The following is a 16,300-nucleotide window of genomic DNA, read 5'->3' on the forward strand; positions in this document are numbered from 1 at the left end:
CTAACTCAGTACAACAGTTCAGACTGTTTTTTTATCCACACTTTTATTGGTTCAACTTTGCCGGCGAACCACCAGCAATGGTGCAAACCAACTGACCGACTGCACTGCGACAAACGCGCCAAACAGTGCCAGCGGCTCTATCGGTTTTACCTGTGTGAAAATCAGAATAAAACCGACGGTGGTCAACACCAACTTGCCTGCTTCTCCACGATAGAATGAGCTGACAATTTGTTTTGCAGAGCGAGCTCCGCGATACCGAAATGCTTTGCCAACAAAGTACGCATTTGGCAATGCACAGCATAAACCACCCAATAAGGATGACAGCGCAAAATAAGTTCCCAGGGGGAGCAGTGCAAGAGTGAGCACTGTACAGACAGCAAACTGAGCCACGACAACTCGGTAAACCGGTGGTGACTGAAGCCATGAGTATTGGCGGCGATCAGTATGAGCTGTTTTGTTTTTCCCAAAACCTGCCCACTCATCACTACGCATTGCCATTTGGTGCTTCCAGGCTTTTGCTTCTGACATACTTCCGTTACTACAGCTCGAACTCTTGTCTCTCAAGAGAACCGGGAGTAAATGATTACCGCTTACACATCGCACAACTGTCTTTTACAAACAATGTTGGAATGTGTCAGCATCTGTTATTAGTGTGATGAATTCCGACATCCCAGCGGGCTGCAGTATATTGGTATTACTACCTACATTCAACTGCAACAGCACTTGTACCTGTGAAATTTAATTCTGAAAATACCGGTTAACCGGGCTCAAACCATCACACCGCTTAGCGCAAGATAGAATTTATGCAATGTAAACTTGTTGAATTTTTTACAAATCAACAAGCGATCAATGCATTCTAAAGAGGACTCCAACCAACAATAAAATCACAGAGCTGCTCAAAAACCGCACTTCGGTACTTTTTTTTATGCGTGATTAGATAAAAGTGACGTTTGAGATTTAATCCGATGACTCCGATAGTCGCCATATGTCCACTATCCAGTGCAGACTTTGCCGCAAGGCTGGATATACAAGCGATACCAACACCATCACTGACCGCCTGTTTGACCGCTTCGGAGCGATTTAAAATCATAGCTACTTTCGGTGAGTTCAATTGAGGCGCTATCATTTCATCGAACAGTTCTCGTGTACCTGACCCTTGCTCTCTCAGCACCCAGAACTCATCGGACAACGCGGTAAGCGGAATATTGCTTTTGTTTGCCAGAGGGTGGCCTGGTCTGCAAATGATGACTAACTCATCCGCCAGCCAGGTAGTAACGGCAATATCCGGATGAACGCAAGTGCCCTCAACCACCGCCAGATCAATTTTGAAATCCAGAATCCTCTGCTCGATAACACGAGTGTTATCGATATCCATTTCGACTCTGATCCCCTGATTCTCTTTGCTGAATTTAGACAACATTTTTGGCAATAGATTATTACCAATCGTTGAGCTTGCATTCATGACCAGCAAGCCGGACTTATATGAACCTGTGCCTGCAAATTGCATTTCCAGCTCTTTTGCCCGATCAATCAGTTCACAGGCTTTTGGCAATAACGCTCTGCCAGCATCATTCATTTTGAGACCAGCGCCCTGGTTTCGATCGAATAGAGGGCCTAAATGCTTTTCCAATTCAGATAGCGCCATGCTGGCGGCGGGTTGTGAAATATAGAGACTTTCAGCGGCACCGGTCACGCGGCCAAACTGGGCAACGGCACGAAATATTTCCAGCTGGCGCAAGGTAATATGCATTTGATGACAACTCGATCACATCAATCAACAATATAAATCAATCTTGAACATTTGAATTGATAATTCTTTAATAAATTGCTGATAAACAGCCTTCTTTCATGCAAAGCTATGGTGCCACATAGTACCATTCAATTCTGAAAATCAGGCTATAAGCATACTTTATAGGGTGGCAAAGTTTTATTGATTTTTTAAGTTCTGCAAGCATTCCTATACTCCACCCCATTATCACCCCCGGAAGCTGAACGCTTTCAGTTATCACGAGCTATACCATGAAAAATAGTGGCATCGAAGGTTGGGTCGAGCTTAAAAGACGTACTCCTTATATGGAAACCATCTTGGCCTGCAGACGAATTACCAGAAAGACGACACCATGGAATGACATGGCGCTTTTCTTTAAAGAAGCAGACAAACATATTAAGTAGTTTTACATAACCTCTAAAAGCCATTAAGTAATGATTAAATTTCTTAATGGCTTTTTTATTTGCTCATTGTCTTCTATAGATCCAACTATCATCATTTCAAAAATATTTTTTATTCCTAATAAAACTATACTGCTACGGCTTTGTTTGTAAGGGCCGGCAAGAAATAAAAATAATAAAACATCGGTAAACTTGGCGAGTTCAACACATCTGAACTATAAGGATTCTCTATATCTAGTCAGTAGGTTACGCAAACTAATCGGTGTTTTCCTAATGGCTGTTTATAAATCCTACGAGTCCTGATATGGAAGATTTTTGGAATTCCCCATGAAAAAGCTCACCACACTATTTACTGCTATCACTGCGATAACCCTATCCGCCTCTGCTATGGCAGAGATGACAGAAGATGATATTTTTATTGGCTTTGAGGCTGGTTACGGCCAATCCAAAGTAAACGCCAGCACTTTTGGATCAAAGAAAGATGATGACACCACAGCATATGGGTTAAGAGTGGGAAGCACTTGGGATGATGAAGTTCGCGGTTATTTTACTATCAGTCAATACAAGCCCGATGATGTGACACTTCATTCTGGAGCAGCAAATACTCTTAAGGTTAAGAGTATTGAACAATTAAATCTTTTACTCTCTGCAGATTACCTATTCTTACAGGGCTCTGATTTTCAGCCATTCATAGGCGGTACAATTGGCGCCACTGAGATCAAAGCAAAAGGCATGAAAAATACAGAGTCAGCTGACTACAAGAAAAAATGGGATTTTGCTTACGGTGTGCAAGGCGGCATCTTGTTCCATATTGACAGTATTGACCTTGAAGCAGGCGTGAGATACCAGAGTAATGATGCAGAACATAAGTGGAAGAAAGACAACGGCCATAAGCTAAAAGTAACTGAGTCTCGCCAAGTATACGCAGCGGCATCCATCCACTTCTAATGAATTAACTGATGATACGCACCCCCTAAGAGTCATCAAGGGTTCCAGATGAGACTATTGCTCTGCAGCCCTTATTCCTTCGTTAAAAATGCGTAATATGAGTGATGTTAATACTCTGATTTTTATTTTTCATCGCCCTCCCGAACATCGACTAAATTCAAGCAGTTTTCTCCTAAGTACCCGGCCATATGGAATCGAATTTTTCTGGCTTGTTGATCAGATTCTCTGCAAGGCGCAACGGCGGGAGAATAGCGAGCTATGTGACTAGAGTTGCAACGCAGTCAGAGGGTCTGATCAATGAGTCAGAAAATATGATTTCATATGGTTGGGTGCTTATACAGTGAAGAGACAATTACTTATGTTCGGGTCGTCTCCAACTCTATTTTTCTGGCCAGTCTGATGCTTGCTTTGGTTTCATAGTCTTGTCGTGCAGTGGTTGGTCAGTATATAAGCCTGCATTCTAACCATTCACAATTGAGCATTGGCTGTGCTTTCACATCTCCGCCGCCAATGTAAGCCTATCTCTGCCAGTACGCTTTAGTGAACATCACCAGAACGGTAATAATTTCGAGACGCCCCATCAGCATACCAATAGACAGAACCCACTTAGCCATATCCGGTAACGATGAAAAGTTGCCAGCAGGCCCGATAATATCACCAAGCCCCGGGCCAACATTGGCAATGGCCGTCACGGCACCGGTTAGACTGGTAATGAAATCCAAACCCATCAAGCTGAGCAAAAGGGTCATAATGCCCGTCAGCATCAGAAAGAAGAAAGTGAAACCAACAAACGATCGGGTAATCTCGGAAGTGATTGGCTGACCATTGTATTGAATACTAAAGCAGGCTCTTGGGTGGCTCATGAGTTTCAGCTGAACATCCAAAAGCTTCAGCCCCAACTGGAACCGGAAGATTTTTACGCCACCACTGGTAGAACCAGAGCAGCCACCAATAAACGACAACAAGAAGAAAGAGGCGCCTGCAAAACCGCCCCACAAGGAATAGTCGGTCAGAGCGAAACCTGTGGTACTGATGACAGATGTCGTATTGAAAGCCACCAGCGTTAAGGCCTCAAAAGCAGAATATTCTGAATTCCAGATCAGCCACATTGTCATGGTTAACCAGACAAACACCAGCAGCTTTAAAAAACCTCGAACCTGACAATCTTTCCACAACGGCTCTGCACTGCCGGAGAAAAACCGCACCAACAGAACAAAAGGTAAGCTCCCTAACAGCATGAATAACGTACCCGTCCAGTGCACTGTCGGATTAGCAAAATTGCCCATGGATGCATCTGAGGTGGAGTAACCACCAGTGGATAGGGTGGTCATGCTGTGATTGATCGCTTCGAATATCGTCATGCCGCCCAGGTGATAAGCCCAGCCACAGAGAAAAGTCAGCCCGATATAAACCTGCACAATTCGTTTTGCGATGACGCCAGAGCGGGGCATCACCTTCTCCGACCAATCCGAAGATTCGCTCTGAAACAGCCTCATCCCACCGACCTTTAGAAAGGGCAAAACCGCAACGGCCATTACGATAAAACCAATACCGCCAAGCCATTGCAGAACAGATCGCCACATCAGAATGCCAGGATTCATGCTGTCCAAACCCACCAACACCGTTGAGCCGGTCGTTGTTATGCCAGACATGGCTTCAAAAAAAGCATCCGTAAAACTGATTTCAGTTTCAAAAATAAAAGGCAGTGCGCCAAAAACGCACACCATGATCCAGCTAAGGTTCGTAAGTAGAAAAATCTCCCGAGAGCGAAGGCCAAATAACTCGGTTCGGCACGTTCGCCATAGGGATAATCCAACACCAAGGGTGATCAGCGGTGAAGCCGTAAAGGCCATCCGATGACTGGGCGTCTCAAGAATGACATTCGTCAGAAATGGTATGCACATAAGTGCGGCGAGTGTCATCAATAGTAATCCGATGACGTATAAGACGGGTTTATAATGCATGGTCTTAAAGCAACTTACCTCATCATTCCGATGAGCCATTGCGCAGGATCTTTCGCTGTTGTTTGAGCAGGAATTATTGTCACTTCGATGCTTGCAGTCTGCCTGCATTTACACCTACCTCATCAGTAAAACCTCTTACTTCTTAATAATCTGAACTTTCCCTAGTCAGAAAAGTCTTGTTTATGACGTCATAACTTCCGAGGTTCAAATCGAAACGCCATGTCCATTAATTATTCAGAAATAAGCCAACATCCCCTCAATACTGCGACGACAGATTCCTCTGTTGCGCCGGAAACAAAGAAAAATAGCAGTGACACAACTGCGTTCAGACGCACTCTAAGCACCTCTGACACTGAAAATAAAATAGAGCCCAAAGAGGACACGTCTAATCCAAGCCAATCCGTTAGACTTGCAAATAGAGTGCTTTCAAAAGTTGACCGAACGTCTTCCAGAGATACTGAACTTTTAAAACACCCTTTGTTCACTAGACATAGAGTAATTTGCGAGAAGAACTCATTCACTGAGGATGGTAAAGGGTCGTCTTCATACACTTCCAGAGCAACCCAGTTTCACACCCTGAAACCCACCGACCCAAAAAACTTTAGCCTTGTAAAAGAAGATTTTAAAGCAGCTGGAGCGGTTGCAGAAAAAGCCAAGCCTCATCAGGATGCACCAATACTCACTTCAGTAATGCACAAAAACGAATTCCCCGCATGGATGAAAGACCCGCACAGCAATTCCAAAAGCGATAAAAGAGAACTTGACGAGTTTTTTCAGCGTGCTAACGATGGCACCTTGTCAGAAGGTGAGGCAAAAAAATTTCGTATTGTATCTGATCAGAACTCTCAGGTACTGCGATCAATGACCAGTACAGCAACAGGAAACCCTCCCAATGAATCAACATTACCGAGAGCTAAGCTCGACCAGGAAGTATCAGATACTTTCAGCAAGTTTGGCTTAGAGGAATATTCAGCCGATCTGGACAGAGCCATAAGCGAGCTCGAGAAAGCAGTCGAAGAAAAAACCTAATCCGGCGTCTGGGTCAGAAACCGAACTCTAGGCAGCAACGTTCTGTTGCGATCTTTTACTTACTGTTGAGTCTTTATTCTTGATAAGGCTCTCAACTTTCCTCTGTTTTTCATAGAGAAATTTCAAAACCTCTGAGCGTAACCTTGTGTACTCTGGATCTTGAGCCAGCTCCAGCCTACCCCTTGGGCGCTCAAGGTTGATTTCCAGAATCTCGCCTACCGTTGCTGCTGGCCCATTGCTCATCATCACAATACGGTCAGACAACAACACCGCTTCATCCACATCGTGGGTAATCATAATCACTGTGTTGTTTAATTCCTGCTGGATCTCCATCAACGAGTCCTGCATATGCGCACGGGTCAGCGCATCCAGAGCACCAAAGGGTTCATCCATCAACAAGATTTCGGGCTGCATGGCAAGAGCGCGAGCAATGCCCACTCTCTGTTTCATTCCGCCACTGATTTCATCTGGGCGTTTATGCATGGCGTGATCCATATGCACCAGTTGCAGGTTGTATTCGATCCACTCCTTAATTTCTGATTTGCTTTTTGTACGACCAAATACTTGCTTCACCGCCAGCTCAACATTTTGATACGCCGTAAGCCATGGTAATAAAGAATGATTTTGAAAAACGACCGCCCGTTCAGGTCCGGGTTCAGAAACCTCTTTACCATTGAGAATCACCCCGCCACTGGTTGCCTGCAGCAAACCGGCAACAATATTCAAAACGGTGGACTTGCCACAACCGGAGTGGCCGATCAGGGACACAAACTCACCTTCGGCGATTTTAAGATCTACGCCCTGCAACGCAGTAAATGGCCCTTTCGGTGTTTCAAACACCATGTCGATGTGGCTGATATCCAGTAATGTACTCATCGTCCGCTCCTTCTAATGGCTGGCCTTTCTATTAATGACTGCTCTTTGATTTATCCCAGGACGCATAACGCTGGATGCTCAACATGGTTCGATCAAGACCAAAACCAATCACACCAATCACAATCACTGCCACCATAATCCGAGCCAGAGAGTTTGAACTGCCATTCTGAAATTCATCCCACACGAACTTACCAAGCCCCGGGTTCTGAGCCAGCATTTCTGCAGCGATCAACACCATCCAAGCCACACCAAGAGACAGCCGCATGCCGGTGAAAATCATAGGAACAGAGGCCGGTAATACAATTTTCTGTACATGCTTGATGGCAGACAATTTCAATACACGACTAACGTTTACTAAATCATTATCCAGAGATGACACGCCGACCGACGTATTAATCACCATGGGCCATAAGCAGCAGAGCATGACGGTAATCATGGAGTTTAAAAACGACTTGGCCACCAATGGGTCTGGGCTGACATACACCGCACTGACTACCATCGTGACCAACGGCAACCAGGCCAGAGGAGACACAGGTTTAAATATCTGAATCACCGGGTTGACTGCGGCACTCAGCGTTTTATTAAGACCGATGGCAATACCCAGAGGAATCGCAACCATCGCCGCCAAGAGAAACCCACTCATGACAGTAACGAGGCTGGTACCAATCTGATCAAGGAAGGTTTCTTTGCCGGTATACGCACGGGTTTTAGGAATGTAGTCGGGGTCTTTCTCCATACGAGCCGCATTGCGTTTTTCCTGCCGCTCATAGAATGCTTCTGCCTTTTCACGCTCCGTTACATGCTCATCGTAAAGCGAACCAAACTGCTCCCAAACCACCGCAGGCCCCGGGAATTTCCCCAGCGACGTATCAATTTTTTGAGCAGCAGCTGACCAGATCAGCAGGAAAGCACACACACCAATCAACGGCAAAACAAAGGTTTGGAATACAGACTTGGGCGTAAACCCTGTTTTGCCAACCAAATCGTTCAACAAAGACAACAACGGTTGTTTACTGGATTCAACCTGACCCACTGTACTGGCTTCTGACATAGTCTGGACTCCTTAATGCTGACAGGATTAAATCCTGTCACCTTCCTTCAGCCCGATGTTGAACTGGTTGATATAGTCGTTTGGTTTTTTACCGTTGTAGACCAGGTTATCGATAAAGTGGGTCTGTGGCTCACGGAACCCATCTTCTGTCTCAAAGTCCGGGAAGAATTCAGACATGGTCAGATCTTCTTCGATCAGGGAAAGCGCTGCTTTGGCGTAGATATCTGGGCGATAAACCTTGGCAGCCAGCTCTTTATACCAATCATCACTTTTGTCTTCTGAGATTTGTCCCCAGCGACGCATCTGTGTCAGGTACCAGATGGCGTCTGAGTAGTAAGGATAGGTTGCGAAGTAGCGGAAAAAGACGTTGAAATCTTCTACTGGACGCTTGTCGCCTTTCTCATACTCAAACGTTCCCGTCATGCTGTTGGCAATCACTTCATAGTCCGCACCCACATAGTTCGACTGGGAGAGAATTTCCACCGCTTCAGGGCGGTTGCCATTTTCATTGGCATCCAGCCATTGTGCGGCACGAATCAATGCGCGGGTCAGGCGAATGGTGGTATTTGGGTACTTCTCATAAAACGCTTCGGTAACACCAAAGACTTTCTCAGGGTTGTTTTTCCAGATTTCATAATCAGTAACCACCGGCACCCCAATATTCTTGAAGACAGCTTGCTGATTCCAAGGCTCACCGACACAGTAGCCGTAGATGGTTCCAGCCTCCATAGTGGACGGCATTTGAGGTGGCGGGGTTACTGATAACAGTGCATCGGCGTCTATATGCCCGGAAGTATCACCCTTATGGGGCGCATAAAAGCCTGGGTGAATACCACCAGCAGCCAGCCAATAGCGAAGTTCGTAGTTATGGGTCGATACCGGGAACACCATACCCATGTTGAATGGTTTACCTTCGGATAGGTATTTTTCAACCACCGGTTTTAACGCATCCGCTTTAATAGGATGCTGTGGTCGTCCATCCGCCATTTTTGGAATGTTTGGCTTCATCTGCGCCCAGATCTCATTGGAAACCGTAATACCGTTGCCGTTTAAATCCATGGAAAATGGCGTGATGATATTAGCCTTTGTGCCAAAACCCATGGTAGCTGCCAGTGGTTGGCCGGCCAGCATATGAGCGCCATCCAGCCGACCATCAATAACGCCATCCAGCAGCACCTTCCAGTTGGCCTGAGCTTCAATAGTGACGTAGAGACCTTCGTCTTCAAAAAAGCCTTTTTCATAAGCAATGGCGATAGGCGCCATATCCGTGAGTTTAATAAAACCGATGGTTAGCTCTTCTTTTTCCGGATAGCCCAGCTCTTCTGCGCTGGAATAGGTTGTGGCGCCGACCATCGCTGTCATGGCGACAGCTTTACCCAACTGGGTGACGGTTCTTTTTGATTTTTCTCGTAACGGCTTAAGCCACTTCATTATCCCCTCCTGGAAGTGCTGACTCTTAGCTCATGCCGTGCTTTCATGTTTCGCATGAGTAAGAAAGGAATGCTTGAAGTGGGTAATGCAGCTAGCGTGCCAAACTGGAAGAAAACTGATAACCCATTGAATTATTGATAAAAAGAGAGACAAAGAGCCTTGCCACCCAACCGACCTTACCCCGCTAGCCTATGAGAGAGAAGATGAAAGTGCGTTTCTAAACGACTGCACACACCTGACGCACCAAATCAGATCGCCTCCATGGTTACAATCCAATTACACTACTCTTCTGGTGTTGTTTCAGGGGAGTTGCTATAACGTCCTCTAAGTAAAAATCAGGAAATGTGGATCAGGAAAGCCTATGCCAAGTCTGGAAAACCTGCTTGAAAAGAATAAACAATGGTCCAAGTCTATTCGTGAGCAAAAGCCCGATTTTTTCGAAAATCTCTCAAAGCAGCAGGCACCAAAATACCTCTGGATTGGTTGCTCCGACAGTCGGGTTCCCGCCAATGAGATTGTTGACCTGTTGCCTGGCGAATTGTTTGTACACCGTAATGTTGCCAATGTGGTTGTCCATACGGATCTGAACTGCCTGTCCGTTCTGCAATACGCCGTGGATTATCTGAAAGTTGAACACATTATTGTCACTGGTCATTACGGTTGTGGTGGTGTGCGTGAAGCCATGAACAACTCCAAGCTTGGCTTGATTGATAACTGGTTGAGACACGTTCAGGACGTTAAGAAGAAACATATCGAACTACTGAACAACGCCGGCACCGATGATGATCAGTTCCAGAGAATGTGTGAGCTGAATGTGTTGGAACAAGTATTGAACGTTTGCCAGACATCAATTGTTCAAGATGCCTGGGATAGAGGGCAAAAGCTGGCGGTGCACAGTTGGATCTACGGTTTGAAAGATGGTCTGGTCAGTGACCTTGGGCTGACAGTCACTTCTAATGACGATATCGATGCCAAATACCCGGCGGCCCTGGGAGCGCTTTCTGCTTAGTCCTAATAGTTAGCACTAAAGTCATTTATTTCTAGCTCTATACTTCCACCAATTGATATTGATGGAAGTATTTTAATGCGCTTTTCTTTTCAAACATCCTCCCTTCTAATTTCCGGCTTACTGTTGTCCAGCATTGTTGCCGCAGATGTAGCGCAGCCTTCGGGCTATTGGTTGCTGGAAAATAGTGATGATGAAAAGCCTTTTGGCAGCCTGAAGCTGGATAAACCCAATCAGTTTGCCTTACTGGTCTCTGACAGCAACTGCGAGCTTTATCAAGTCACCGGAAGTGTGCGAGAAAAACAAAACAACTGGGAGCTTAAAAGTCAGAACGATCATAGTAATGTATTTATTTTAACCAGAGAGGCCGATCGCATAAAACTGATGGATACCGAAGGTCAATTAATGATGTTTGTACCTTCATCTAAAAAAGATCTGGACCAATCCATTAATAGGATTTCAAGGCAGAACTGTCAGCTCTCCGCTTTGTGAACCCCAGATATTTAATCGCTCGATATAAAAATATATAGCCTAAAATCCACAGAATAAATTACGATATTACGGATAAAAAACAATAGGGTTATCTGATGAGCAGTTCAGAGAAATATACGGTACCCATGCGCCTTATGCACTGGGTTGCTAGCTTGATGATTCTTACATTGATCGGTGTCGGTTGGTATATGACCGGGCTTGATCGATCCGTCAGCTACAAGTTTGACCTTTATCACTGGCATAAGTCTTTTGGGGTTCTGGTACTGTTTTTATTTGTGGCCCGTCTTGTTATGCGTCACCTCAGTAAAGTACCCGAACTTCCGGCAACCATGCCGAGTCATGAGAAAAAGCTGGGCAGTTTAATACATGTACTGCTTTATCTTTTGATGCTGGCTGTTCCTCTGAGTGGCTACTTGATGTCCAGTGCCGGAGGTCGTGATGTGCCACTGTTCAATCTGGTGATGCCCAGCCTGATGGACAAAAATGAAGAGCTGGCAGGGGTATTTCATGAGATCCACGTACTGATTCCTTACATTATGCTCGGTATCATTGCTCTTCATATACTGGGCGCTTTAAAGCATCGCTTCTTTGATAAACCAGAGCACGATGTACTTAAAAGAATGATGTAATCCATTCTCGTGCTGCCAGAATCGTGCTGCCAGAAAAAACCTTCAATACCAGGAAGCATTCTGGCTTGTTCTGAGAAAGGAACCTTGTGTCAACAGAACCTAAAAGAGTCAGCCTGACTGACTCTTGTGCCACTGAGCCCCGCGACCCTTACCAACCGGTTCTAAAATCCCTTCTGAGCGCATTTGCTGCACAACTTTTTTCACCAATTCTCGACTGACCGTAGGTATTTGCAAACAGATATCGGCAATGGAAAATGCACGGCGGGTTTGTTCAATAGCCACCCTGATCAATTGGGATTTTGGCGCTCGGCTACCTTCCCATTGCAGCGTATGGATTTTGTCTTCCATTTCATCATAAGCACGGATCAAGGTATTCAAAAAGAAGTCACACCAGGGCATTGGGTTGTGGGTTCCCTCATGCCAACCTTTTACACTCAACTGCAACGCTCTTTTATAAGATTGTTCGTGCCGGACAAACAGTCTCTCAAGGCTGATCAATTCAGCCACTCGATAACCACTCAACGCCAGCATCATCGACATTATGAGCCATGCGATGCGCGAGTTGCCATCACTGAACGGATGAATGCAGAGAAAGTCCAATACCACGGCTGGAATTAATAACAGAGGTTCTACTTGTTGCTGTAATCCTTCGTGATAAAGGGCAATCAGCTCTTCCATAGCGCCAGCGATAGAGGATGCAGGGATCGTTCGATAGAAAATACCGACTTTTTGCCCACGAGAGTCTCGCTCGACAATTTCTTTATTAGTGACTCGCCAGCGACCGCCTTCATGGGGAAGATGATAGTAAAGCATAGTATGCAGTTGGCGGATCAAGCTGACCGAAAGGGTCATATGCTCACCCGGCTCTACTACCATGTCCAGACTGTCACGATAGCCTGCAATCTGGCTTTCAATAGCCAGAACCGGCTGAAATTCCTTATGAACCAACCTACGCACCAACTCTCGACTGACCGTGATGCCATCAAGGCGGCTGCTGTATTCTACGGATTCCAGCACTGCAATCTGCCGAAGGGTGTCCAACACTTCTGGCTGCTGACGTACCGTCACCAGCTGACGTCCCCTGAATTCTCCCAGCTGACGGAACAGGCCTAGCTGGTGACTGCCAAAGGTGTAATTGGATAAATTTTGCAGTGTCTTCATAGGCCAAAGCGATAAATAATAATTGGTTATTTATCGGGTAATTTATGGATCGCTAAATATGAGTCGAAAAATCATTAAATAAATTCAATTATTTAAAACCTAATTCATAATAGGATATTCATTGGATACTTTTTAATCAAACTCGTAATAACACCTAACATCATTACAACATGCGAGAGTAAGGGAGGGTTTAACAAAGAAACCCGCAAAGTAGGACTTCACGGGGCTGTAAAGCGAGGTATTACTTAGCAAAACTACAGACGGGAACACACATCATGATGCAGATTTCAGCTTTCGGGTCATTGCGACAGGCAGAAGCACAAGCATTAAACTCACCACCCAGATCCGTGCAGGTGTTCTCATCCATGTACTCACATTCCTGATGCTCAGCAACCCATTTGTTTCCCTCAACCGATATACAGGAGAGCACATTTTCCGGGCCGGTTGCGGTAATCTGAGCAGGGATAGAGCGCGTCATTCTAACATTTTTCAGCACGCCAGCTTTACTGAGTTCCAGAGTTTGCCTGGAAACCGTATCAGGGTTCTGCGTGCTTCCGTAGAACTGACGGGTAACCTCTGTACTGGATTGGGCACTTTCCTGAGTCGCTGCACAACCTGTCAGCAAAAGCGCAAAAGAGACCAGCACTGCGGAAACAATTGTTTTCATTAATCTATCCCAAACCGGAAAAGGCGTTATTTAGTCACTGGTCTTAAAGCTTGTCCAGCCAAATCGATCAAAGAGTTGATCCAGGACGGTATCCAGTGGTGCGGAGAGTTTAATCGTTTTATTCGTCATCGGGTGAGTCATGGTCATATTGGTGCAATGAAGCAACAGCCGGTCGGCTCCAAGGTGAGTTGCAAAATATCGATTATGGTTACCTTTGCCGTGTTTAGCATCGCCAATAATGGGGTGCGCGATGTGCTTCATATGACGTCGAATCTGGTGTTTACGCCCGGTTTTTGGGTGTAACTCTACCAGCGAGTAGCGGCTGCAGGGGTATCGATCAATGGCCACAGGCATTTCAGTGATTGCCAGTCGTTCAAATTCTGTCACAGCTTCTTGAGCGGGTTTGTCTTTCCGCGCTTTTTTATCCGCGATCTTGTCCAGCTTCTCTTTTAAGGGATGGTCGATGGTACCCGATTCCGGCGCAAAACCTCTCACAACTGCAAGGTAGGTTTTACTGATGCTTCCTTGCTGAAACTGCTCCCCAGCCAAACTGGCTACTTCCGATGACAACGCAAACACCAATACGCCGGAAGTGGGTTTATCCAGCCTGTGAAGCGGGTAAACCTTTTGTCCTATCTGGTCACGCAGCAGTTGAATGGCAAACCGGGTCTCATGGCGATCAATCATAGAACGGTGCACCAGAAGCCCGGAGGGTTTGTTGATGGCAACGAGCCACTCATCCTGATAGATGATATCCAACGTTTCTTCAGTGACACTGCTCATAATGTCCAACATCCCAACAAATTGCTGCAGAATATAAGCTGCCCCCATCCAAATCCAATAGATTAATGGGCGGTTGTCGAGCGACTGCTCAAAGTCCCAACGGTGATGGCGATAAGAATGACGGCGCCACCAAGTAGCGTTCTTAACGATGGTATTTCAGACAGTACAACTGCCGCCAGAATGATACCGTAAACCGGCTCAAGACAGAGCACCAAACTCACCAATTGTGCTTTGATATGACGCAAACTGATGAGAAAAAGCATTAATGGCAAGGTTGTACAGATCAACCCAAGAGCTATAACTTCAACACTGAAGTCTGCCAATAAACGCCACTCTGATGTTGGGATGATAAGAAGGGTCGTTACCATTGCTCCAATATTTTGAAGGCACGTGAGCTCCATTGGATCCGACTTCTGTACTCGACTTCGATTTGCCAGTGATAACAGCGCCAGTAAAAGCGCGCTCATTACTCCCCAGATAATGCCTTGTACAATGCCTGACTCACTCGCTATAGAGCTAAATGGAAATATGATGGAGATGCCTGCAACCACACCCATTGCAGTGGCAAGATCCAGCTTGCGAAGCTTTTCACGGTAAAAGAATGGCTCAAGGAGGGTTACGAATACAGGAGAGGAGGAAAAGGCCAAAAGACCAATGGCAACTGAAGACACTTGTATGGAGTGAAAGAACGTAATCCAATGAAACGACAGGATAGAACCTAAAGCCATATCACCCAAGGTCTGTCGAGTCATCGATAACGACTTTAGTTTTCCAGTAACAGTCATAACCAGAAGAAGAACGATACTGCCAATCAGAGTTCTACCAAATACAATCAGGCTTGGGTCTATCGGTATCAACTTACCAAAAAGACCCGATATGCCAAATAGAATCACCGCAATGTGGAGTTTAACTAGGGCGTGGTGAGTCTGAGCCATATGACACTCTGATCGATAACAACTAAAAGTGTTGTAATTTAACATAAGTTTTTTTGGAAATCTGAAGCCAAAGTAATCTGTTTGATTTATGACGATTTAGTATTTTTATGCCAAAAGCACTCACAATGTTGGTACTTATCAGTCAGATCTATTGATTTTAATAGAAAATAATCACTTTTAATGCATTCAATCTACTCATTACTTGTTAATCAAAAATCCAACGTCTTCACTGATACATAAGCTTTATTGAAAGTGCTTTCATATCAACTTAATTACTCCCGTGGAGATGAACAATGAAAAAAGTATTTCTTGCTCTAACAACTGCTTCTGCCTTGCTGCTTAGCTCAGTAGCCTTTTCTTCCGAAAGTCAGACTGACTATGCAGAGCAAGCCAGAGAAAGACATGGTCTTGAAAAATCAGTAAAAATGCTGAATCTGAACTTTTATACAGGTCGTGCCACTATGAAGTCAGAATATGAGCCTACTATGTACGAAAAGCGTCAAGCCCGTCTTGAAATGCTTGAAGAATTAAGAGAGATGTAAACTCTTTCTATATAAACCAAGGCTTTTTATTAGCCTTGGTTCATTTCTCCCGCCTTCTTTCTATCCTCCCCCTGCAAAAAACTACGCTAGACTAACTTATCTTTCTATTGATAGTTACAGAGTCATGTCTCTAATATCTGACTGTTAAATTACGGAGTAAGCAAGGCAGAGAAAGCAGAGCTTATTACAACAACCCAGCAACATCGGCTCGCAGTAATTGCTCTCGCCCTAAATCAAAAGCTGCGATAGCAATGTGAAACGTAAAATGCTGTTTCAAATAAGCAAAATCTCTTGATACAGGCCACTGACTTGAGTCTTCAGTCCAAACTGAAAACTCATTTTCCAGAATTTCTTCTGCCTTTTTTTCCAGCTCAGCTAATAAACTTTCATCAGTTTCCTGCTCATCAAAAAGGTATGCTCCACCTTCAAAGTCCCAGATTTCTGGAATTTCTACATCAATGCTCTTTATCCATTCGATAAAGGCTGGCTTTGGTCTAAGTGTTACTACACAGCGATTGATAAACTTCATAAAATTTTCTCCATAGCAAAAACCCCGAACACGAAGTGCTCGGGGTTTTCACAGCCTTGAGCGAACTCAAGGGTAATTTAGTGCCTGG

General features: G+C 45.1%; 17 protein-coding genes. 6 read left to right on the forward strand and 11 right to left on the reverse strand.

Annotated elements, in window-relative coordinates:
* Nucleotides 1-51: 51 nt before the first annotated feature.
* Both Q1B11_RS17860 and Q1B11_RS17865 read right to left on the reverse strand, forming a co-directional pair.
* Nucleotides 52-528: a F0F1 ATP synthase subunit I gene (locus tag Q1B11_RS17860; protein WP_299734915.1), complete on the reverse strand. Its 477-nt coding sequence runs from the start codon at nt 526-528 to the stop codon at nt 52-54.
* Between the two features lie 328 nt (nt 529-856).
* Nucleotides 857-1,750 (reverse strand): LysR substrate-binding domain-containing protein, encoded by an 894-nt coding sequence (locus tag Q1B11_RS17865; RefSeq protein WP_299734916.1) that lies wholly within the window; start codon nt 1,748-1,750, stop codon nt 857-859.
* A gap of 746 nt (nt 1,751-2,496) precedes the next feature.
* Between Q1B11_RS17865 and Q1B11_RS17870 the strand changes: the two genes are divergently transcribed.
* Nucleotides 2,497-3,117, forward strand: coding sequence for an outer membrane beta-barrel protein (locus Q1B11_RS17870; protein ID WP_299734918.1), 621 nt, complete (start codon nt 2,497-2,499; stop codon nt 3,115-3,117).
* A gap of 518 nt (nt 3,118-3,635) precedes the next feature.
* On the opposite strand, the gene Q1B11_RS17875 is transcribed toward Q1B11_RS17870, so the two are convergent.
* A complete protein-coding gene (locus Q1B11_RS17875) occupies nt 3,636-5,039 on the reverse strand; it encodes a TrkH family potassium uptake protein (protein ID WP_299734920.1) in 1,404 nt (467 codons plus the stop codon).
* 261 nt (nt 5,040-5,300) lie between these two features.
* Here Q1B11_RS17875 and Q1B11_RS17880 point away from each other — a divergent pair, with 261 nt between their 5' ends.
* The gene (locus tag Q1B11_RS17880; RefSeq protein WP_299734922.1) at nt 5,301-6,110 is read left to right on the forward strand and encodes a hypothetical protein; all 810 of its coding nucleotides are present in this window, start codon (nt 5,301-5,303) and stop codon (nt 6,108-6,110) included.
* A gap of 27 nt (nt 6,111-6,137) precedes the next feature.
* Here Q1B11_RS17880 and Q1B11_RS17885 read toward each other — a convergent pair whose 3' ends face one another.
* Genes Q1B11_RS17885 through Q1B11_RS17895 form a run of 3 tightly spaced genes read right to left on the reverse strand, consistent with a single transcriptional unit; the run spans nt 6,138 to nt 9,399 of the window.
* The gene (locus Q1B11_RS17885) at nt 6,138-6,986 is read right to left on the reverse strand and encodes an ABC transporter ATP-binding protein (RefSeq protein WP_299734924.1); all 849 of its coding nucleotides are present in this window, start codon (nt 6,984-6,986) and stop codon (nt 6,138-6,140) included.
* Nucleotides 6,987-7,017: 31 nt separating this feature from the next.
* The gene (locus tag Q1B11_RS17890; protein WP_299734925.1) at nt 7,018-8,037 is read right to left on the reverse strand and encodes an ABC transporter permease; all 1,020 of its coding nucleotides are present in this window, start codon (nt 8,035-8,037) and stop codon (nt 7,018-7,020) included.
* A gap of 27 nt (nt 8,038-8,064) precedes the next feature.
* Nucleotides 8,065-9,399 (reverse strand): CmpA/NrtA family ABC transporter substrate-binding protein, encoded by a 1,335-nt coding sequence (locus Q1B11_RS17895; RefSeq protein WP_299734948.1) that lies wholly within the window; start codon nt 9,397-9,399, stop codon nt 8,065-8,067.
* 430 nt (nt 9,400-9,829) lie between these two features.
* Between Q1B11_RS17895 and can the strand changes: the two genes are divergently transcribed.
* The 3 genes from can to Q1B11_RS17910 all read left to right on the forward strand — a co-directional run bounded on the left by can (nt 9,830) and on the right by Q1B11_RS17910 (nt 11,595).
* A complete protein-coding gene (can, locus tag Q1B11_RS17900) occupies nt 9,830-10,477 on the forward strand; it encodes a carbonate dehydratase (protein WP_299734927.1) in 648 nt (215 codons plus the stop codon).
* Nucleotides 10,478-10,552: 75 nt separating this feature from the next.
* On the forward strand, nt 10,553-10,966 hold the full coding sequence (locus tag Q1B11_RS17905) for a hypothetical protein (RefSeq protein ID WP_299734929.1): 414 nt from the start codon (nt 10,553-10,555) through the stop codon (nt 10,964-10,966).
* A 95-nt stretch (nt 10,967-11,061) separates the two neighbouring features.
* Nucleotides 11,062-11,595, forward strand: coding sequence for a cytochrome b (locus Q1B11_RS17910; protein WP_299734931.1), 534 nt, complete (start codon nt 11,062-11,064; stop codon nt 11,593-11,595).
* Between the two features lie 108 nt (nt 11,596-11,703).
* Here Q1B11_RS17910 and Q1B11_RS17915 read toward each other — a convergent pair whose 3' ends face one another.
* From Q1B11_RS17915 to Q1B11_RS17930, 4 genes are all read right to left on the reverse strand, one after another.
* A complete protein-coding gene (locus Q1B11_RS17915) occupies nt 11,704-12,756 on the reverse strand; it encodes a Fic family protein (RefSeq protein ID WP_299734933.1) in 1,053 nt (350 codons plus the stop codon).
* 241 nt (nt 12,757-12,997) lie between these two features.
* Nucleotides 12,998-13,423 carry a hypothetical protein gene (locus tag Q1B11_RS17920; RefSeq protein ID WP_299734935.1) on the reverse strand — a complete coding sequence of 142 codons (426 nt, stop codon included), beginning with the start codon at nt 13,421-13,423 and terminating at the stop codon, nt 12,998-13,000.
* Nucleotides 13,424-13,453: 30 nt separating this feature from the next.
* Nucleotides 13,454-14,254 carry a tRNA pseudouridine(65) synthase TruC gene (truC, locus tag Q1B11_RS17925; RefSeq protein ID WP_299734937.1) on the reverse strand — a complete coding sequence of 267 codons (801 nt, stop codon included), beginning with the start codon at nt 14,252-14,254 and terminating at the stop codon, nt 13,454-13,456.
* A 14-nt stretch (nt 14,255-14,268) separates the two neighbouring features.
* Complete coding sequence (locus tag Q1B11_RS17930) at nt 14,269-15,141, reverse strand: DMT family transporter (protein ID WP_299734939.1); 873 nt, start codon at nt 15,139-15,141, stop codon at nt 14,269-14,271.
* Nucleotides 15,142-15,434: 293 nt separating this feature from the next.
* Between Q1B11_RS17930 and Q1B11_RS17935 the strand changes: the two genes are divergently transcribed.
* Entirely contained in the window at nt 15,435-15,683 is a 249-nt protein-coding gene (locus Q1B11_RS17935) for a hypothetical protein (RefSeq protein ID WP_299734941.1), read from the forward strand.
* A gap of 184 nt (nt 15,684-15,867) precedes the next feature.
* Here the strand turns inward: Q1B11_RS17935 and Q1B11_RS17940 are convergent, their stop codons facing one another.
* Nucleotides 15,868-16,212: a hypothetical protein gene (locus Q1B11_RS17940; RefSeq protein ID WP_299734944.1), complete on the reverse strand. Its 345-nt coding sequence runs from the start codon at nt 16,210-16,212 to the stop codon at nt 15,868-15,870.
* Nucleotides 16,213-16,300 lie beyond the last annotated feature (88 nt).

Origin of the sequence: uncultured Endozoicomonas sp., from assembly GCF_947495845.1 — a bacterium.
GTDB lineage: Bacteria > Pseudomonadota > Gammaproteobacteria > Pseudomonadales > Endozoicomonadaceae > Endozoicomonas.